The sequence below is a fragment of the Streptomyces sp. WMMB 322 genome, assembly GCF_900090145.1.
In the GTDB taxonomy this organism is placed as follows: Bacteria; Actinomycetota; Actinomycetes; order Streptomycetales; family Streptomycetaceae; genus Streptomyces.
Window position 1 is genome coordinate 49,597 of the sequence record NZ_FMHI01000026.1, and the last position, 19,060, is coordinate 68,656.

Consider the following 19,060-nt stretch of genomic DNA (forward strand, 5'->3'; position numbering starts at 1 on the left):
CCCTGAGCACCGGATACGATGAACGGCCGTGAACACCGCGCAGGACTCCCCAGAAGCCTCCGGGGCCCGTGAGACCCCCGTCATACGCAGCTTCGTCGCCATCGGCGACTCCTTCACCGAAGGAATGTCCGACCGCCTTCCGGACGGCAGTTACCGCGGCTGGGCGGACCTGCTCGCGAGGCGCCTCGCCACCCACGCAGCGGGCGCTGCCGCGCGGCCGGCCTCCGGGCCGCCCGCGGAGGAGGGCTTCCGGTACGCCAACCTCGCCGTGCGCGGCAAGCTCATCGGGCAGATCGCCGCGGAACAGGTGGACGCGGCCGCCGCGATGAACGCCGACCTGGTGACGCTCGTCGGCGGCCTCAACGACACGCTGCGGCCCCGGTGCGACATGGGCAGGGTGTGCGGTGTCCTGGAGGAGTGCGTGGGCAAACTGGCGCCGGGCTGCGGGCAGTTGGTGCTGATGCGCAGTCCCGGGCGCAACGGCCCCGGGCTGGAGCGCTACCGGGCCCGCATGGAGCACCTGTTCGAGTTCATCGACGACCTGGCCGGACGGCACGGTGCGGCAGTCGTCGACCTCTACACCGGAGGGCCGCTGGCCGATCCGCGGCTGTGGGCCGACGACCGGCTGCACCTGAACGGTGAGGGACACAGCCGGGTGGCCGAAGCGGTGTGCCAGCAGCTGGGTCATTCCGCCGTCTCGGACTGGCGCGCCCCTCTCGCTCCTTCCCCCTCACAGTCATGGGTCGCCCGGCGCCGGGCCGATGCACGCTTCACACGGGAACACCTGCTGCCGTGGATCGGCCGGCGGCTGACCGGACGCTCCAGCGGCGACGGCCGCACTCCCAAGCGCCCCGAGCTGACAGCGCTGGCCTGCGAGGACACCCCGTAGAGGCCGGGGCGCCACCCCGTAGAATCGGGCTGTGACTGACAAGCCCCGCATCCCCGACGTCCTGGCCTCCCGCTACGCCTCCGCCGAGCTGGCCCGGCTGTGGTCCCCCGAAGAGAAGGTGGTGCTGGAGCGGCGGCTGTGGCTGGCGGTACTGCGGGCCCAGCGCGACCTGGGTGTGGACGTACCCGAGGCGGCCGTCGCCGACTACGAGCGTGTCCTGGGGAACGTCGACCTGGCGTCCATCGCGGCACGGGAGCGGGTCACCCGGCACGATGTGAAGGCCCGCATCGAGGAGTTCAACGCGCTGGCCGGGCACGAGCACGTGCACAAGGGCATGACCTCCCGGGACCTGACGGAGAACGTCGAGCAGCTGCAGATCCGGCTGTCGCTGGAGCTGGCGCGTGACCGCACCGTCGCGCTGCTGGCCCGGCTGGGCCGGCTGGCCGGGGAGCACGCCGAACTGGTCGTCGCCGGACGCTCGCACAACGTGGCCGCGCAGGCCACCACTCTGGGCAAGCGCTTCGCCACCGCCGCGGACGAACTCCTCATCGCCTACGAGCGGTTGACGCAGCTGCTCGCGCGCTACCCGCTGCGCGGCGTCAAGGGCCCCGTCGGCACCTCGCAGGACATGCTGGACCTGCTCGGCGGGGACGAGGAGAAGCTCGCCGAACTGGAGCGCAGGGTCGTCTCCCATCTCGGCTTCGCGCGCGCACTCACCTCGGTCGGGCAGGTCTATCCCCGCTCCCTCGACCACGACGCGGTGACGGCACTGGTCCAGCTGGGCGCGGCGCCCTCGTCACTGGCGAAGACGATCCGGCTGATGGCCGGGCAGGAGCTGGTCACCGAAGGCTTCAAGGAGGGCCAGGTCGGCTCCTCCGCCATGCCGCACAAGATGAACACGCGGTCCTGCGAGCGCGTCAACGGCCTGATGGTGGTCCTGCGCGGCTACGCGTCGATGACGGGCGAACTGGCCGGTGACCAGTGGAACGAGGGCGACGTCTCGTGCTCCGTGGTACGCCGGGTGGCTCTGCCCGACGCCTTCTTCGCCCTCGACGGGCTGATGGAGACCTTCCTGACGGTGCTCGAGGAGTTCGGCACCTTCCCCGCCGTGGTGGAACGCGAACTCGACCGCTATCTGCCCTTCCTGGCCACCACGAAGGTCCTGATGGCGTCCGTACGGGCGGGAGTCGGCCGGGAGAGCGCACACGAGGTCATCAAGGAGCACGCGGTCGCCTCGGCGCTGGCGCTGCGGGCGGGAGCGGAACGCAACGAGCTCCTCGACCGGCTGGCCGAGGACGGGCGGATCCCCCTCGGGCGCGGGGAGTTGAGCGCTCTGATGGACGACCGGCTGGCCTTCACGGGCGCCGCCGCGGGCCAGGTCGGTGCGGTGATCGCCCGCATCGAGGAGATCACGAAGGAGCACCCGGAGGCCGCGGCCTACACGCCGGGGGCGATCCTCTGACGCGGCGTGCAACCCGCTTCTCCCCCGGACCTCGTCCGGGAGGTGCCTCCAGGGAGGAGCTGGAGGCCGCCCGCGGCAAGCTCGTACCGGACGTGACGGCAGAAGGGCTGCACGTGCTCTTCTGCGGTATCAATCCGGGGCTGATGTCGGCGGCGACCGGCCACCACTTCGCCCGTCCCGGCAACCTCCCCCGGACTCCGTCCGGGAGGTGCCCCCAGGGCCCGTGCTGCACGCGTCCGGATTCACGCCGCGCCTGCTGCGGCCGGACGAGGAGCGCGAACTGCTCAAGTACGGGCTGGGCATCACCAACGTCGTGCAGCGGGCCAGTGCGCAGGCCGACGAATTGAGCGCCGAGGAGTACCGGGAGGGCGGCCGCCGGCTCGCCCGCAAGGTCTCACGGTTGCGGCCGCGGTGGCTGGCCGTGGTGGGCGTGACGGCATACCGCACCGCCTTCGGCGAACGCACGGCCCGGATCGGCCCGCAGGAGCAGCCGATCGGCGGTGCGCGTGTGTGGGTACTTCCCAACCCCAGCGGACTGAACGCCCGTTGGACGCCGAAGGCCATGGCCGAGGAGTTCTCCCGGCTGAGGGAGGCGGCCGGGGCGCAGGCAGAACGCTGAGGCCGAATTCGGCGGCCGGGGAGGGCCGTTGCCCGTCACCGCGGCGATCATGTGGAACGGCAGCACCGGACCGAGCCGGCACACGCACCTCATCCGGCTTCTGAGCGTTGGTTCCGTCCGCCCGTAAAATGCGCGGATGGCCGTTGAGATAGTGGACTACGACTCAGCCTGGCGCAGAGAGGGCACCGAGGCCGGTGCGGAGCTGATCGACGCCGCACCCGGGCTGTTCCTGGACGTCGAGCACGTGGGCAGCACCTCTGTTCCGGGCCTGGCCGCCAAGCCGGTGATCGATCTGATGGCGTCGGTCACCACCCTGGACGATGTCACCGCGGGGCGGAGAGCCGCCCTGAGACGGCTGGGCTACCGCTTGCAGGAGACCGGGATGCCCGGTCGGCTGTTCTACTTCCGGAGCCGTGCCGACGGGCGGCGCAGTCATCACCTGCACATCGTCACAGCCGACACCTGGGACACGCGTAACGAGCGGCTCTTCCGTGACCACCTGCGCTCGCATCCGCAAGTGGCACAGGAATACGGCGAGTTGAAGCGGCGTGCCGCTGCCGATGCAGAGGACGGGCTCGCGTACACCAAGCGCAAGACGGAACTGATCCAACGCGTCGTCGACCAGGAGCGTGCCGCCCGAGGGCTGCCTCTCGTACCGGTCTGGGAGGAGTGAGCCCAGACCTGCGCGCGACCCGGCACACGGCCCGGTCTGCGGACTGACCGCCGAGGCCCGGCACGAGGCTGGGGCGTGTCCGCAAAGCAGCGTCGCCCTCCTCTGGGCCTGGCGGCCGGGGCGAGCCTGAGCAGGGTGGGGCGCGCGGTGGCTGGTACGTGCGATCGGAAGGCGGAGGGTCGGGGTACCTCCCGGGCGGCCAGGCCCAGGGGGAGAGAGCGCTGAGGGTACTTCCCCTGGCTCCGCGGGGGAGACCCCACCCCGGCGAACCCAGGGGGAGGGCTGCGCCGACGACCGGCGACGCAGCGTGGGGGCATCCCCGGCCGGCGGCCGGGGGAACGCGTGCCAGACCCCGCCTCCCCGTCACCGGCGTGCCGGAACAACCCGCCTAGGGAGGGTCGTTGACCGTGACGGCTGCGATCAGCTGGAAGGGAAGTGCAGGGCCCAGCTGCGATACGCCCACAGCGACCCACCGGCCCTCCGTCTGCCACAGCTCCACGTAGGGGACGCCCGCGCTCAGCCCCTGCCAGGGCTCGGGCATCTCCTCCCCCTCGGCGCCGCGCATCAGGGTGCCCCTCAGGCTGACCAGCTGCGGCTCGCCCCACCGCCCGGTGAGCAGCCGGCTCAACGCCCCGCACTCCGCCTCGTACTGCTCCCCGGTGGTGAGCCGGCCCGCGCCGTCGCCCTCCCAGAACTCCTCGCTCGTGGCCAGCTCCGCCAGGTGGTAGCCGGGACCGCTGACCACTTCGGCCTGCCGCCCTCGCTGCTCGGGGAACGGACGGTCGCGTAACACGTCGATGGTGGCGAGGTGTTGGGCCAGGTCGCTCATTCCTCCAGTAAACCTCCGCCCGCCGACATCCGGGCGGGCGGGTCCCAGGCCCGCGCATCCCCGGCGTCGGAAGCAGTTCCGCGCCGAAGTGCATCAACTTCCCCTGTTCTGACTGGAGTTGGGTCTACTCGCGGTAACTCCGGCTTCCGGATACCATCCGGCTCAGGGTGGAGGCAAGGAGGCGGACTTGACGCGGCTCTCCGGCAGGGATCCCTCTCTGCTGCGACGGATCAACTCGACCGCTGTACTGCGCGTGCTGCGCACCGAGTTCGGCCGGTCTCCGCTGACCCTCACGGACCTGGCGAACGCCACCGAGCTGTCACGTCCCACCGTGGAGGGCGTGATCGAGGGCCTCGTCGGTGCGGGGCTCGCGGCCGAGGCCGAGGGAAGCCCCGCCGGCACACCGCGCGCGGCGCGGCGCGGCCGCCCCGCCCGGCGGTTCCGCTTCAGGGCCGAGGCGGGGCACGCCATCGGCGTGGAGATCGGCGCCCACCGGATAGCCGCCGTGCTCTCCGACCTGACGGGCGAGATCGCCGGCACGGTCACCCGGGAGGTGGACGAGGACACCCCCGCCGTCGAGCGGCTGGTACAGGCACACAGCACCGTCTCCGAGCTCATCGACGTGAGCGGCACCGGATGCGGCTCGCTGCGCGCGGTGGGTGTGGGCACCCCGGGAATCGTCGAGGCGGACGGCACCGTACGGCTGAGCACGGCACTGCCCGGCTGGACGGGCCTGCCGCTGGGCGAGAAGCTGCGGGAGACGGCCTTCGGCTGCCCGGTGATCGTGGAGAACGACGCCAACTCCGCTGTCGTCGCGGAGCGTTGGCAGGGCGCGGCGGAAGGTGCCGAGGATGTCGTGATGGTGCTCGTCGGGCTGAGCCCGGGGGCGGGCTCGCTGATCGGCGGGCGGCTGCACCGGGGGTTCGGCGGTGCGGCGGGCGAGATCGGCGCGCTGCACCTGCTGGGCCGCGAGTCGACCCCGGAGCGTCTGCTGTCGACCACGGGCGAGCCGCTGCACCCCCTGGACGAGGCCGCCGTCGCCCGCGTCTTCGCCCTCGCGCGTGCGGGCGACGAGCAGGCCGAGCGCGCGATGGAACGGTTCGTTCAGCGCCTCGTCCACGATGTCGCCGCGCTGGTGCTGGCCCTCGACCCGGAGCTGGTGGTCATAGGGGGCTGGGCCTCGGGACTGGACGACGTACTGGGGCCGCTGCGCGACGAGTTGGAGCGCTACTGCCTGCGGCCGCCGCGTGTCGCCCTGTCGGAGCTGGGTGAAGCGGCAGTCGCCACGGGCGCGCTGCGGCTCGCTCTCGACAAGGTCGAGAGCGAGCTCTTCAGCGTCAACAGTGACTGAGCCGCCCGGCGGCCGCGGCGCGGTGGCGTCGGGGCGCCCCTTCGGGAGCGGGGCTCTCGGGGGCCGGCACCACGGGCTCGGGAACCTTGTCTCCGAAGGTGAGGCGGCAGGTGTCGGCGCGGTACGTGGAGACGGAGACGGCGGCGGTCGTGCCCTGTGAGACGTAGCGGGTGGTGACGACCAGCACGGGAGCGCCGGGCAGCCGGTCGAGCTGACGGGCGTCGTCGGCGCGCACGGAGCCGAGTTCCACCGTGCGCTCCTTGCCCTCCAGTTCGAGACGGTGCAGTTCGCGGAGCACGGCGCGGCCACGGGCGGTGCCTCCGGAGTCCATCGCGGGAAGCCCGGGCACCGAGGAGTGCGGCACGTACAGCACTTCCGTCGCTACGGGCTGGCCGTGGGTCATGCGGGTGCGGCGCACCGAGTGCACCGGTTCGCCGGCGTCCCGGCCCAGCAGCGCCGCAACGCCCGCGGGCGGGGTCGTCTCATCGCTCTCGCCGGTCTGCCACGCGTCGTCCGGGCTGCCGGGCCATCCCTGCTCACCCGGACCGACGTCCACGCCGAAACGGGGCGGTGCGACGGTGGTGCCGACGCCGCGCCGGCGCTGGAGGCGGCCTTCGAGTTCGAGCTGTTCGAGGGCCTGCCGGAGGGTGGCGCGCGCGACGCCGAACCGGGCGGCAAGCTCCCGCTCGTTGGGCAGGATCTCGCCGACCTCGAACTCGGAGTCCAGCGCGTCCGACAGCACGGTCTTCAAGTGCCAGTACTTCGGCTCCGGCACCGCATCCAGCTGTGTGGTCCCCACTGTGGCTCCGCCTTCCCCTGCATCCACCGGCCCGCGCGGGACGGGGCTTTATACGAGCTTGTTTTTTAAAGGTCCTTGCGTATGGCCGACCCTAGGGCGAGCCCGGGGCTTGGTCAAGACCAATAAGGTGGAGCCTGAGGCTGGTCAGCGGGCATGACGGGTGGGATGATCGATCATCGTTCAATGGTGTGCGGAGACGGAGGGCTCATGGCGGAGCAGCAGCGGATCACGGTCGTCACCGGCGGAAGCCGCGGCATCGGCTCCGCCGTCGCCGTACGCCTGGCACGGGCCGGCCACGACATCGCCGTCGGGTACGAGCGCTCCCGCGAGGCCGCCGAGGAGACCGCACGTGCCGTACGCGCACACGGCGTGCGGGCAGTACCCGTGCAGCTGGACACCAGTGTCGAGGCAGAGGTGGACCGGCTCTTCGACACGGTGCGCGACGAACTCGGGCCCGTGACGGGCCTGGTGAACAACGCCGGAGTGACCGGGCCCCTGGGACGCTTCACCGGCACACCCACGGACGTGATCCGCCGCGTCCTCGACGTGAACGTCCTGGGAACGCTGCTGTGCGCACGGCGCGCCCTGCTGGAGATGTCCACGGCGCACGGCGGCGACGGCGGCAGCATCGTCAACATCTCCTCCGGAGCCGCGACGCTGGGCGCACCGGGCGAGTACGTGCACTACGCCGCATCCAAGGCCGCCGTCGACGCGATGACGGTCGGCCTCGCCAAGGAGTTCGGGCCGGCGGGAGTCCGGGTCAACTCCGTTCAGCCGGGAGCCGTGCTCACCGACATGCACGCCACCATGGGCGACGCCGAACGGCCCTGGAAGAAGGCCCGGACGATCCCGGCGGGGCGCCCGGGCGAACCCGGGGAAGTGGCGGCCGCGGTGGCCTGGCTGCTCTCCGACGAGGCGTCGTTCACCAGCGGCGCGGTGCTGAGGGTTGCCGGCGGGGCCTGAGGAGCGGACCGCTCACGGCATGCGCCTGCGCCGGCACGGCTCACGGCGCCTGGAGGTGGGCCAGCTTGTCGGGGTTGGCGACCAGGTACACGCTCTGGATGACGCCGTCCGCCACGTCCAGGAGCATGACGGCGGTGGGCTTGCCGCCGACCGAACCGACCAAGGCCGTCGCGCCGTTGAGCTCCGTGAACTCGAACTCCAGGTCCGCGACGCCCTGCTGGGCGATGGCGGCCATGAAGCGCCCCACCTTGCCGGCTGAAGTGATCGTCCGCATGGGCGCCTTGGCCTTGCCGCCGCCGTCGCCGACCAGACGCGCGTCGGGAGCGAGCATGGCGAGCAGCCCGTCGAGGTCTCCCCTGGTGGCCGCGTCGAGGAACCGCTGGGTCAGCTCGCGCTGCTGCCCGGGGTCGACCTCGTAGCGGGGCGTGCGCTCCGCCACGTGGCTGCGGGCGCGCGCGGCGAGCTGCCGCACGGCGGCCGGGGTGCGGTCCAGGGCGGCGGCGATCTCCTCGTGCGGGAATCCGAAGGCCTCGCGGAGCACGAACACCGCGCGCTCCAGCGGGGAGAGGGATTCCAGGACCACGAGTACGGCGACGGAGACGGACTCGGCCAGGATCACGCGGTCCGCGCCGTCGGGAACCGCCTCGGCGTGGACGTCGGTGGGGAGGGGTTCGGGAAGCCACGGGCCGACATAGGTCTCACGGCGCGACTGGGCCGAGCGCAGCCGGTCCAGGGCGAGCCGTGTGGTGGCGCGGACCAGGAAGGCGCGGGGCCGGCGCACTTCCGCGCGGTCGGCCGAGGCCCAGCGCAGCCAGGTGTCCTGGACGACGTCCTCCGCGTCGGCGACGCGGCCCAGCATGCGGTAGGCGACCCCCAGCAGAACCGGCCGGTGCTCCTCGAAGACCGCGGTCCCGTCGCTCTCTTCGGCGTCCACGGGCCCATGATGTCACCCCGTTGCGGGAGGCTTGTGCGCACCACCTTGTCCCGGCCGGGCCGGCCGCTGGTTCGGCAGAAGGCTTCCGCGCCGGGCCACTTGCTGACATTGTGTCTACATACGGGTGTGCCCCCGGCGGGCCGTCCGGTGCCCGCCGTAGGAGAACCAGCGAGGAGTGGACCATGGCCGCAGTCGCCTCCCCCCATGCGCCCGTGCCCGTCACCGAGTCCTTCGTACACGTATCCCCCGACGGGCGGCCGGACTTCGACCTCGCCTACGAACGCCGTGGGAGCGGGGAGCCGGTCGTCCTGCTGCACGGCATCGGGCACCACTGGCAGGCCTGGGAGCCGGTACTGAGTGTCCTGGCAGCCTCCTGCGAGGTGATCGCGGTCGACCTGCCGGGCTTCGGCGCCTCGCCGGAACTGCCGGACGGCGTCTCGTACGAACTCGGCAGCGTCATACCGCTGCTGAACGACGCCTTCACGGCTCTCGGCCTGGAGCGTCCCCACGTGGTGGGCAATTCCCTGGGCGGACTGCTCGCGCTGGAGCTGGCGCTGCACGGGCACGCCCGTTCCGTCACCGCCCTCTCCCCTGCAGGTTTCTGGAAGGGCTGGGAGCGGCGCTACGCGTACGCCGTGCTGATGGGGATGCGCGCCGGCGCCAAGGGGATTCCCGACGGAATGCTCCAGGGCATCGCCCGCAGCGCCGCCGGCCGGGCAGCGCTCACCAGCACCATCTACGCGCGGCCGGGCCGCCGTTCACCCGAGGCCGTGGTGGCGGAGACGCGCTCGATGCGTTCCGCCACCGGTTTCGCACCCACGCTCGAGGTCGGACGGCGCCCGGACGTGGTCTTCGACCAGGACATCCCCGGCCTTCCGGTGACCATCGGATGGGGCGAGAAGGACCGGCTGCTGCTGCGCCGTCAGGCCGCGCGGGCGAAGAAGGCGATACCCGGGGCGCGTCTCGTGCCGCTGCCGGGCTGCGGTCATGTCCCGATGAACGACGACCCCGCCCTCGTGGCCCGCCTGGTGCTGGAGACGGTACGGGAGGCCTGAGGCGGGCCGCACGCGGAGGGACGGCGCAGGGACGGACGAGCTGCGGTGCGGGACCCGGCGGGCGCCGGGTCCCGTCCTGTTCAGGGCCGGTGCTCGGCGGGCACCTCTTCACCGGCCGGCACCGGGCCGGGCGGGGTGCCGTCGCCGAAGGGCCGGCCGCCCAGCTGCTCACGGTGGTGAGGGGCGAGCCAGCCGGAGAGGTCCGGCCCGGCGGGCACGATGCCCGTCGGGTTGATGCCGGTGTGGACCCCGTAGTAGTGCCGCTTGATGTGGGCGAAGTCGACCGTGTCGCCGAAGCCCGGCGTCTGGTAGAGGTCACGGGCATACGCCCACAGCACCGGGTCCTCTGCGATCTTCGAACGGTTGCACTTGAAGTGGCCGTGGTAGACGGCGTCGAAGCGTACGAGCGTCACGAACAGGCGGATGTCCGCCTCGGTGATGGTCTCCCCCACCAGGTAGCGGTGGTCCGCGAGCCGTGCGGAGAGCGCGTCCAGGCGGCGGAAGACATCGCCGTAGGCTCTCTCGTACTCCTCCTGCCCGGTCGCGAAACCCGCCCGGTAGACGCCGTTGTTGACGTCCCGGTAGACGCCTTCCATCACCTCGTCGATCTCGTCACGCAGCGGTTGCGGGTACAGATCCGGCGCGCCGGAGCGGTGCAGGTCGCTCCACTCGGTGGCCAGGTCCAGCGTCAGTTGCTGGTAGTCGTTGGTGACGAGCCTGCCGCTGGGGACGTCGACGATCGCGGGGACGCTCACCCCGCCCGGGTATTCGCTCTCGCGTGCGTCGTACGCCTCGTGCAGGAAGCGGATGCCCAGCACCGGGTCCTTCTCCCCCGGGTCGAGCGTGAAGCGCCAACTGCGGTCGTCCTGGAGGGGATCGGTGATGCCGAGCGAGAGCGCTCCCTCCAGACCGAGCAGCCGCCGCGAGATCGCTGCCCGGCTCGCCCACGGGCAGGCACGGCTGATGACGAGCCGGTAGCGGCCCGCCTCGACGGGCCAGCCGTCGGCGCCGTCGGCTGTGATCCGGTCCGTGAAGTGGCTCCTGGACCGTTTGAAGGGCTTGCTTCCGTACGCGGTGTTGCTCTGCGCGGTACCGTCCTGCGCGGTGGTGCCGGTCGCGTCGCCGTCGCGGCTCAATGTGCGGTTCCTTCCCTGTGGGTCTGCGGTGGTCCTCTACCCCTGTGCGGTCAGGTCCACCGCCGCGGCCGAGCCCCCGTCGGGGTGCAGGGAGGCGACGGCCGTCCTGCGACGGGCCCGGGGACCTCCTCGGCCCCGGACCCGCGCGAGGTCCGCCCACGGGTCTCAGACGATCTCTTCGCTCATCTCCGCGAGTTCACGGTCGCCGCTGCTGGTGCTGAAGGTGGGCGTGGTGTACGAACCGCGCCCTGCCAGTGCCCACCAGAAGGACGCCAGTCCGAGCACGCAGACCAGGGCGACGGGCGCGTAGTTGAAGGAGTCGGCGTTGATCGGGTGCGACTGCGGGAGGCAGAAGAGCACCGTCACGAAGGCCACCCACACCACGGCCGTCCAGCCGATCGGCACACCCCAGCGACCGAGGTTCCACTTGCCCTGCCGGAAGCGCTCCTTGTACCGCAGCCGGAGGAAGATCGGGATGGCGTAGGCGGGCGTGATACCGATGACGGCGATGGCGGTGACCGCCCCGTAGGCCGCCTCGCTGTAGAGGGCGGGCAGCGCGAGCAGCGCCGCCACCGTGACGGTGAGCAGCACGGCGGGTGCGGGAGTCCCCGTACGCGGGCTGACGCGCCGCCACAGCGCGGAGAAGGGCAGAGCGCCGTCGCGGGAGAAGGCGAAGACCATGCGGCTGGTCGCGGCGACCTCGGCGTTGCCGCAGAAGAGCTGGGCGATGATCACGATGAGCAGCAGCAGCTTCGCGCCGGTCAGGCCCAGCGCGTCGAGGAAGATCTGCGCCGGCGGCACCCCCGTGGCGCTGTTCTGCGTGCCCGCGTAGTCCTGGATGGCGAAGGTGACCCCCACAAGCAGCACGAACCCCGCGACCCACGACCAGCCGAGAGCGCGGACGATGCCCCGCGCGGCGCTGACCTCCGCGTCGGTCGTCTCCTCCGACAGGTGGGCACTGGCGTCGTATCCGGTGAAGGTGTACTGCGCCAGCAGCAGCCCGATCATCACGACGTACAGCGAACTGGACCAGCCGGTGTCGTTGACGAATTCGCCGAAGACGAAGGACGCCGGGCGGTGTTCGGACGGTACGAGCGCCAGCACTCCGACGATCACGGCGACACCGGCGAAGTGCCACCACACGCTGACCGAGTTGAGGACGCTGACCAGACGCACCCCGAAGAGGTTGAGGGCGGCGTGCAGCACGAGGATGCACAGGAAGATCACCATCACGACGCCGGGTGTCGGGTCCACGCCCCACTGAAGGTTGAGGAGCGCACCGGTGAACATGGCTGCGCCGTAGTCGATTCCCGCAAGCGTCCCGAGCAGTCCGAGGAGGTTCAGCCAGCCGGTGTACCAGCCCCACCGGCGGCCGCCGAGCTGGTCGGCCATGTAGTACAGGGCACCGGAGGTGGGATATGCGCTGGTGACCTCCGCCAGCCCGGCACCGACGAACATCACCATCAGACCGACCAGCAGCCAGCCCCACACCATCACCGCGGGCCCGCCGGTTATCAGGCCGAACCCGTAGAGCGTCATGCATCCGGACAGGACGGACACGACGGAGAAGCTGATGGCGAAGTTGCCGAACGGGCCCATGCGCCGGATGAGTACGGGCTGGTATCCCAGATCGCGCAGCTTCGCGTCGTCGTCGATCCGGTCGTCACGGCGATGCCTGACCGTGGGTAGCAACGGAACCTCCTGGTGGTGCGAGGGAGTGGTGGCTGAGCAGCGGGGGGCGGCGAGGGTGAGAGGGGCGGACGGCGTGCGGCCGGGAACCTGATCAGCTGTCCGCGGCGAAGGACTCTTCGCGTGCCCGGCAGTACTCCGCCCTGGCGGCTTCGGGACGTTCGGGATCCTCCGCGACCTGAAGCCAGGGCTGCTGGGTGAAGTACGGGCCCAGGGCGGCGAAGACGCGCGCGGCGTCCGCCGCCCGGTTGCCCGCCCACAGCGCGTGCGCCAGGTGATTGAGGTCCAGCACCGACTGGCTGGTGGGGTCCGTGTGGTCGAACCAGCCGTGCAGGGCGGTGCCGGCATCGAGAGCGACGGGATCGTGGGCCCACTGCTGCCGCAGCAGCGGATCGGCCCGGCCTTCGGCGACCTGGCGCCGGTACTGCTCGACATAGGCGTAGAGCGGGAGCGCCAGCAGCGCGGAGCCGGCGGGGGCCCAGGAGGAGACCCAGCGGACGAAGTCCACGGCGGAGGCACGCGAGGAGAAGGCCCCGCTTCCCCCGGACCGCGCGTGCAGGAAGTGCAGCATCCGGTGGTGGGCCTCACGGTTGTATCTGTCGCGTTCGTACACGCGGTAGAGCAGCCCCCACGGGCCCGGCGGCAGCATGGGCTCCGCGGCTCGTTCGCGGTGCTCACCCCGCTCCTGGCGCTCGTCCAGGCGGGCCAGCGCCAGCAGGCACACCCACGGCACGGGGTCGCCGGGCAGCAACTCGGCGGCCCTGTGGCACTCCTGGCGGGCGGTCTTCTCCAACTCGCCCGCGCTGTGGTGGTTTTCGCGACGGGCGCGGACGGCGCGCTCGACGGCCACCCTCGCCAGCATGGTGCGCGCGTCGGCGCTGTGGGGGTCCTCGCGGAGCCAGGCCTCCACCACCTGGGACCCCGCCGCCACGACGCCCAGCACCTGCGAACGGGCCGTCCGCAGCCCCCATGAGGTGCCCGTGCGGTCGAGGAGCGCGCGCATCGCCATCCAACGCCCCGCCCTCAACTCCTCGAGTGCGCCGCGCAGTTCGTTGTCGAAGCCTGCCGGGCTGTACACGGGGCGGATCCCGCGGCTGTGCCCTCCGGTGGTCCGCCGCATCAGCTCCGCTCCGTTACCACCCGGCGCGGCTGTGAACGGCGCGGCAGGCTGTGCGGGGGCAGGGGCGGGTGGTGCGGCATCACGGCAGTTCCTCAACGGCAGGGGCAGGGAACGCAGCAGCCCGCGCCGGCCACTTGGCAGGCGAGCAGGGACGCGTTGCCGCGTGTCCCGTATTCATCACCGAACCTAACTCCTCGGAGGTCACAGGGCGGCATCGGGGAATGTGACGGTCCTGCGCCGAAAGTCCCCCGGCGGGAGGGGCTTTCGGCATCCGTACCGCTTTCCCGCGTCCCTTCCCGCGGCTTCCCGGCGCCCTCTCGCGCTGCCCTGCCCACCGCGGTCCCGGCATCTCCCCTTCGAGGTGCCGCGCGTTTCAGGGAACCGGGCATCCGGGGAACAGCGAGCGCAGTCATGGGCGCGTGCGCACGGAAGCGCACCGACGCTCCAGGTCAGGACGCATGGAGAGAGCTTGGGGGCAGCCGGGACGGCCGTCAAGCCTCCGGAGCGATACACACATGAACACCGCGAGGCACGCAGAAGACAGCGGAACCCTTTCTGCCGCCGCGGCGTCGGTGTTCACTGAGTGCGGTGTTCACCGAGTCCGGTGTTAACCGCTGCGCTCTGCGAGGTGTCGCGTGCGCCGCCCGTGAGGCGGTGGTACGTATCGCCCGTCCGGTCCGTACAGGCCTGCTCCGTCCATCCGCGATCCAGGAGGCTCGTCCATGGCGCACGAGGACCCCATCTCCCGCACGACCGGCGGCACGGCACCGGGACGCCGCGCCATGCTGCGCGGCTCGGTCGCGGCATCCGTGGCCTGCTCCCTTCCCGTGCTGTCGGGGGCCGCCCCGTCGCAGGCGCTCAGCGGGCGTCCCGAGGCCAAGTGGGGTGTGCAGACGGGAGATGTGACGGTCTCTTCGGGCCTGGTGTGGGTGCGGGCGGACCGCCGCGCCCGGATGCTCGTCGAGACCTCGGCGACGGAGTCCTTCCGTCGCGCGCGCCGCTGGGAAGGCCCCGTGGTGGGGCCCGGGACCGACTTCACCGGCGTCACGCCGCTGCGGGGGCTCCCCGCCGGTGAGCAGGTCTTCTACCGCGTCACCCTCTCCGACCCGGACGATCCGCGCCGCACCGGAGAGCCGGTCCGCGGCACCTTCCGCACCGCGCCGGACCGGCGCCGCCGGAACGTGCGCTTCCTGTGGTCGGGGGACCTGGCGGGACAGGGCTGGGGCATCAATCCCGACCGGGGCGGCTATACGATCTTCGAGGAGATGCGCCGTCTGGACCCCGACTTCTTCCTCAACAGCGGCGACACCGTCTACGCCGACGGGCCCATCGTGGAGAAGGTCGAACTGCCGGACGGCGGAGTGTGGCGCAACGTCACCACCGAGGAGAAGTCGAAGGTCGCCGAGACCCTGGCGGAGTTCCGCGGCAACTTCCGCTACAACCTCATGGACGGGAACCTCCGCCGGTTCCAGGCACAGGTGCCCTCCGTCGTCCAGTGGGACGACCACGAGGTGCTCAACAACTGGTATCCGGGCGAGATCATCGACGACGACCGCTACCAGGTGAAGGACGTCGACACGCTCGCCGCCAGGTCCCTGCGGGCGTTCGGCGAATACCACCCGCTCAGCACTCTCCCGGCGAAGGACCGCAACGGACGCGTCTACCGGGTCGTCCACCACGGGCCGATGCTGGACGTCTTCGTCCTCGACATGCGCACCTACCGCAACGCCAACTCACCCGGCACTCAGAAGCAGGACCCCCAAGGCATCCTGGGCGAGGCCCAGTTGACGTGGCTGAAGAAGGCGCTGTCGCGCTCGCGGGCGGTGTGGAAGGTCATCGCCGCCGACATGCCGCTCGGTCTCGCCGTGCCCGACGGAAAGACCGACTTCGAGGGTGTCGCGCAGACCGACCCCGGCAAGCCCCTCGGCCGGGAGCTCCAGATCGCCGAGCTGCTGCGCCATATCAAGCGTGACCGCATCACCGGCACGGTGTGGTTCACCACCGACGTCCACTACACCTCCGCGCAGCACTACGACCCGTCGCGGGCGGCCTTCAAGGACTTCGAGCCCTTCTGGGAGTTCGTCTCGGGTCCGCTCAACGCGGGCGGATTCCCCGCCCTGAAACTCGACGGCACCTTCGGGCCCTCGCAGCCCTTCGTCAAGGCGCCGCAGAAGGCCAACACGCCGCCCAGCGAAGGCGGTCAGAACTTCGGGCAGGTCGACATCGACGGCGGCAGCGGTGAGTTGACCGTCCGGCTGCGGGAGCAGGGAGGCGAGGTCCTCTTCACGAAGGTGCTGCAGCCGGGCCGGACCGGCCAGTGAGCGGCGGGCGGGGTGGCAGCCGGCCGGGGCGCGGACGGTGTGTACCGGACTGCTGCGCTGCGGGCCGGTGACAGCGTGAGCCACCGTTCGGACGCACTGGACTACCCCGGCGTGGGTGCCACGGCGAAGAGTCCCGCGCACTGGCCGGAAGGCTTCCGCACGCTGCGCGTCAGCAGCACGGTGGGCCGCGGCGACGCCGCATTCGCCGCCGCCGCGGACGCGGTGATGACCTGGCGGCTGCACCGGACGGCCGGTGTGCGCTTCGGCACCGGCGCGACCCGTGCGGCCGAAGGCGTGAAGGTCGTCGTGGGCCTGGGTGCCGGGCCCCTGCGGCTCCATGCGCCGTGCCGGGTGGTGTGGACGGTTGAGGAAGAGCGGCGCACCGGGTGGGCGTACGGGACGCTCCCCGGCCATCCGGTGCGCGGCGAAGAAGCGTTCGTCGTCGTCCAGAACGAGGACGGCACCGTCCGGCTGGAGGTCCTCGCATTCAGCCTGCCCTCCTCCTGGTTCACGGTGGCCGCGGGTCCCCTGCTGCCCGTCTTCCAGAGGTGGTACGCGCGCAGATGCGGGCGTGTCCTGCGCAGGCTCGTACGCGAGGAGACGGGCGCAGGCGGCCCTGGTCACGGCCCTCGCGCGGCCGGGGACGAAAGCGGCATCGACCGGACAGAACATCCTTAACTCATCGGTCACAAGGCGTTCTTGATCGGGCAATGCCCGTGCGTGAGAGTTGATGGCATGACTGACATGTCACAGAACGAGCAGCGATCCCGGCAGGATCTCCGCGGCCTCTTCGCAGGCCTCGGAAAGCGCCGTCCGCTGCTTCGCCGACACCGCCCGCAGTCACCGCCGGGAGACGCCACGGGCGCCGCCACGGCAGGAGTGAAGTCCCAGCCGACCGGGGCGACTTCGCTGTGGCGGATGCGCACCACCGTTCCGGACGAGCCGGGGAAGCTCGCGCAGCTGTGCGGGGCCTTCGCCCGGCAGGGGGTGGACATCGTCTCGTTGCAGACCTTTCCCCTGGGCCCGCGGCCCGGAGAGACCGCGGCCCCGCCACCCGGTGGACCGCGAGGGGAGACCGCGGCCGCAGGCACGCAGACGGCGCCCGTCCCGCGAGGCGAGAACGCCGCCGGCGGCACCGGGCCCGGCGCCGAGCAGGCCCTGGACGAATTCGTACTGCGCGCTCCCGAGAAGCTGGAGGCGGGCGACCTCACGCGGATCGTGAACGGAGCAGGCGGCAGCAGCACCTGGGTCGAGCGCGCCGATTCGCACGACCTCGTCGACACTCCTACCCGCGTGCTGCGCCTGGCCGCCCGCACCGCCCTCGACACGGCCGAACTGCCCCTCACCCTGCGTCAGTTGCTGGGCCGGTGCACCGTACGGTACGTGCCGTCGGTATCGCCCTTCTCCGGCGTGCCGTCCTCGCTGGAGGTGCCACCGGAGGGAACGTACGAGGAGACCGTGCTGCGGCTGCCCGACCCGGCAGGCGGCGTCCTTGTCATCGAGCGGCCCCAACTTCCCTTCACACCGGCCGAGTTCGCGCGTGCCACCGCTCTCGTGGAGCTCGATCGCGTGCTGGGAGCCGGCATCCGGGTCCCGCGTTCCCGGGACAGCCTGACACTGCCCGAGGGCCTGCCGGTCACCGTCGGGCGCGCGGACACCACGGACCTGGATGCGGCCGTCAAGATGCACGAGCGGTGCTCGGCGGCGACGCTCGCCCAGCGCTACCACGGTCCGGTCAACGAGGCCGACCGCTATCTGCGCCACCTCCTCTCCCCGCACTTCGGCCGGACGCTGGCCGCCCGGACGGCGTCCGGGAAGCTCGTCGCGCTCGGCCATCTGCTCTGGGACGGCGACGAGGCCGAAGTCGCCCTGATCGTGGAGGACGACTGGCAGCACAGGGGCATCGGCACCGAACTGCTGCGCCGACTGGCCCGGTTGGCGCTCGAGGCAGGGACCTGCGAGATCTACGCCGTCACCCAGGCGTCGAACACGGCCATGGCCGCCGCGATGCGCAAGCTCGCACGGCCCCTCGATCACCAGGTCGAGGAGCGGACGCTCGTCATCACCGCACACCTCGCAGGTGATGGTTCCGCCCTCGCGGGCAGCGCTTCAGCTTCCGCACCGGCGTCCCGCTCCTGCGCACCTGCCGTGACGCCGGCCGGGGCCCCTTCCCTTCACGAGGACCGCCGCTGAGCGGCCGGGGGGCGGCGCGGGCGGGCCCGTCACGAGCGGGACCGCCGCCCCGCGACCGCGACGGGCCGGTGAGCCGGCCCGAGCCTCGCGGCCCCCGGCACAGCGGATGGATGACGCCGGGGGCCCGCACATACCAGGATGGGCCCATGTCCGATCCCATGAACTCCACCCCCCTGCCGCGACAGGTCGCCGACGCCTACGTCGACGCGCTCGTGGAACTCGACCCGGTCACCGGTACGTACCTCGGAGTGCCGGAGAGCCACAGCCGCTTCCCCGACTTCTCCCCCGCGGGCCAGGAGGGCCTCGCCGAGCTGAGCCGCACGACGCTGCGCCGCCTCGCGGAAGCCGAGCAGCAGCCCGGCGCCGACAGCGAGGCGGAACGGCGCTGCGCCCGGCTGCTGCGGGAGCGGCTGACGGCGGAACTCGCCGTTCACGACGCCCAGGAAGGTCTGCGGGCCGTCAGCAACCTCCACTCCCCCGTCCACTCGGTGCGTTCGATCTTCACCGTCATGCCGTCCGAGACGCTGGCCGACTGGACGACCGTCGCCCAGCGGCTGCGTGCCGTGCCGGAAGCCCTCGACGGCTACCGGGAATCTCTCGAAGCAGGCCTGGCCAAGGGACTGCACGCGGGCCCCCGTCAGGTCTCGACCGTCGTCGGACAGCTGGACGAGTGGGTCGGCGAAGGCGAGGGCGGAGACGGCCGGGGATGGTTCTCGGCGTTCGCGGCGGAAGGCCCCGACGCGTTGCACGAGGTTCTCGCGTCGGCCGCCGACGAGGCGACCGGCGCGGTCAGGGAGCTTCGCGACTGGCTGCGCGAGGTGTACGAGCCGGGCGTCGCCGGGTCACCCGATACGGTCGGCCGCGAGAGGTACGCCCGCTGGGCGCGCTACTGGAACGGTGCGGACCTCGACCTGGATGAGGCGTACGCCTACGGCTGGTCGGAATTCCACCGTCTGCTCGGTGAGATGCGCACCGAGGCGGAGAAGATCCTCCCGGGTGCGGCCACACCGTGGGAGGCGCTGCGTCA

16 protein-coding genes and 1 pseudogene are annotated in these 19,060 nt (G+C 71.8%); 11 read left to right on the forward strand and 6 right to left on the reverse strand.

Annotated elements, in window-relative coordinates; translation table 11 throughout:
- Positions 1-28 precede the first annotated feature (28 nt).
- From H180DRAFT_RS28165 to H180DRAFT_RS28180, 4 genes and pseudogenes are all read left to right on the forward strand, one after another.
- On the forward strand, positions 29-889 hold the full coding sequence (locus H180DRAFT_RS28165) for an SGNH/GDSL hydrolase family protein (RefSeq protein WP_055488986.1): 861 nt from the start codon (positions 29-31) through the stop codon (positions 887-889).
- 31 nt (positions 890-920) lie between these two features.
- Positions 921-2,351: an adenylosuccinate lyase gene (gene purB, locus H180DRAFT_RS28170; RefSeq protein WP_055488987.1), complete on the forward strand. Its 1,431-nt coding sequence runs from the start codon at positions 921-923 to the stop codon at positions 2,349-2,351.
- A gap of 113 nt (positions 2,352-2,464) precedes the next feature.
- A pseudogene (gene mug / locus H180DRAFT_RS28175) lies at positions 2,465-2,970 on the forward strand (G/U mismatch-specific DNA glycosylase).
- 136 nt (positions 2,971-3,106) lie between these two features.
- Positions 3,107-3,643, forward strand: a complete 537-nt coding sequence (locus tag H180DRAFT_RS28180) for a GrpB family protein (RefSeq protein WP_055488988.1) — start codon at positions 3,107-3,109, stop codon at positions 3,641-3,643.
- Between the two features lie 388 nt (positions 3,644-4,031).
- Here the strand turns inward: H180DRAFT_RS28180 and H180DRAFT_RS28185 are convergent, their stop codons facing one another.
- A complete protein-coding gene (locus H180DRAFT_RS28185; protein ID WP_055488989.1) occupies positions 4,032-4,472 on the reverse strand; it encodes a hypothetical protein in 441 nt (146 codons plus the stop codon).
- A 187-nt stretch (positions 4,473-4,659) separates the two neighbouring features.
- On the opposite strand from H180DRAFT_RS28185, the gene H180DRAFT_RS28190 reads away from it, so the two are divergent.
- Complete coding sequence (locus H180DRAFT_RS28190; protein ID WP_055488990.1) at positions 4,660-5,823, forward strand: ROK family protein; 1,164 nt, start codon at positions 4,660-4,662, stop codon at positions 5,821-5,823.
- On the opposite strand, the gene H180DRAFT_RS28195 is transcribed toward H180DRAFT_RS28190, so the two are convergent.
- Complete coding sequence (locus H180DRAFT_RS28195) at positions 5,810-6,622, reverse strand: GntR family transcriptional regulator (RefSeq protein WP_079100472.1); 813 nt, start codon at positions 6,620-6,622, stop codon at positions 5,810-5,812. The genes H180DRAFT_RS28190 and H180DRAFT_RS28195 overlap by 14 nt on opposite strands.
- Before the next feature lie 207 nt (positions 6,623-6,829).
- On the opposite strand from H180DRAFT_RS28195, the gene H180DRAFT_RS28200 reads away from it, so the two are divergent.
- Positions 6,830-7,585, forward strand: coding sequence for an SDR family NAD(P)-dependent oxidoreductase (locus tag H180DRAFT_RS28200; protein ID WP_055488991.1), 756 nt, complete (start codon positions 6,830-6,832; stop codon positions 7,583-7,585).
- 40 nt (positions 7,586-7,625) lie between these two features.
- On the opposite strand, the gene H180DRAFT_RS28205 is transcribed toward H180DRAFT_RS28200, so the two are convergent.
- Positions 7,626-8,519, reverse strand: coding sequence for an RNA polymerase sigma-70 factor (locus H180DRAFT_RS28205; RefSeq protein WP_055488992.1), 894 nt, complete (start codon positions 8,517-8,519; stop codon positions 7,626-7,628).
- Positions 8,520-8,701: 182 nt separating this feature from the next.
- On the opposite strand from H180DRAFT_RS28205, the gene H180DRAFT_RS28210 reads away from it, so the two are divergent.
- Positions 8,702-9,574: an alpha/beta fold hydrolase gene (locus H180DRAFT_RS28210; RefSeq protein WP_079100473.1), complete on the forward strand. Its 873-nt coding sequence runs from the start codon at positions 8,702-8,704 to the stop codon at positions 9,572-9,574.
- A gap of 80 nt (positions 9,575-9,654) precedes the next feature.
- On the opposite strand, the gene H180DRAFT_RS28215 is transcribed toward H180DRAFT_RS28210, so the two are convergent.
- The 3 genes from H180DRAFT_RS28215 to H180DRAFT_RS28225 all read right to left on the reverse strand — a co-directional run bounded on the left by H180DRAFT_RS28215 (position 9,655) and on the right by H180DRAFT_RS28225 (position 13,477).
- Positions 9,655-10,710, reverse strand: coding sequence for a glutathione S-transferase family protein (locus tag H180DRAFT_RS28215; RefSeq protein WP_055488993.1), 1,056 nt, complete (start codon positions 10,708-10,710; stop codon positions 9,655-9,657).
- A 165-nt stretch (positions 10,711-10,875) separates the two neighbouring features.
- Positions 10,876-12,402 (reverse strand): amino acid permease, encoded by a 1,527-nt coding sequence (locus H180DRAFT_RS28220; RefSeq protein WP_055488994.1) that lies wholly within the window; start codon positions 12,400-12,402, stop codon positions 10,876-10,878.
- Between the two features lie 91 nt (positions 12,403-12,493).
- Positions 12,494-13,477, reverse strand: coding sequence for a hypothetical protein (locus H180DRAFT_RS28225; protein ID WP_254666222.1), 984 nt, complete (start codon positions 13,475-13,477; stop codon positions 12,494-12,496).
- A gap of 764 nt (positions 13,478-14,241) precedes the next feature.
- Between H180DRAFT_RS28225 and H180DRAFT_RS28230 the strand changes: the two genes are divergently transcribed.
- The 4 genes from H180DRAFT_RS28230 to H180DRAFT_RS28245 all read left to right on the forward strand — a co-directional run.
- A complete protein-coding gene (locus H180DRAFT_RS28230) occupies positions 14,242-15,840 on the forward strand; it encodes an alkaline phosphatase D family protein (RefSeq protein WP_055488996.1) in 1,599 nt (532 codons plus the stop codon).
- Between the two features lie 75 nt (positions 15,841-15,915).
- Positions 15,916-16,518, forward strand: a complete 603-nt coding sequence (locus H180DRAFT_RS28235; RefSeq protein WP_107097797.1) for a DUF1990 family protein — start codon at positions 15,916-15,918, stop codon at positions 16,516-16,518.
- Between the two features lie 57 nt (positions 16,519-16,575).
- Positions 16,576-18,033 (forward strand): GNAT family N-acetyltransferase, encoded by a 1,458-nt coding sequence (locus tag H180DRAFT_RS28240; RefSeq protein WP_254666223.1) that lies wholly within the window; start codon positions 16,576-16,578, stop codon positions 18,031-18,033.
- Between the two features lie 146 nt (positions 18,034-18,179).
- The coding region (locus H180DRAFT_RS28245; RefSeq protein ID WP_139151458.1) for a DUF885 family protein at positions 18,180-19,060 on the forward strand (881 nt) is incomplete at its 3' end.

Excerpts from the sequence above, each read along its gene's own strand:
- H180DRAFT_RS28230 (WP_055488996.1), top strand. The coding sequence starts at position 14,242 with ATGGCGCACGAGGACCCCATCTCCCGCACGACCGGCGGCACGGCACCG.
- H180DRAFT_RS28180 (WP_055488988.1), top strand. The coding sequence starts at position 3,107 with ATGGCCGTTGAGATAGTGGACTACGACTCAGCCTGGCGCAGAGAGGGC.
- H180DRAFT_RS28185 (WP_055488989.1), bottom strand. The coding sequence starts at position 4,472 with ATGAGCGACCTGGCCCAACACCTCGCCACCATCGACGTGTTACGCGAC.
- H180DRAFT_RS28210 (WP_079100473.1), top strand. The coding sequence starts at position 8,702 with ATGGCCGCAGTCGCCTCCCCCCATGCGCCCGTGCCCGTCACCGAGTCC.
- H180DRAFT_RS28200 (WP_055488991.1), top strand. The coding sequence starts at position 6,830 with ATGGCGGAGCAGCAGCGGATCACGGTCGTCACCGGCGGAAGCCGCGGC.
- H180DRAFT_RS28240 (WP_254666223.1), top strand. The coding sequence starts at position 16,576 with ATGACTGACATGTCACAGAACGAGCAGCGATCCCGGCAGGATCTCCGC.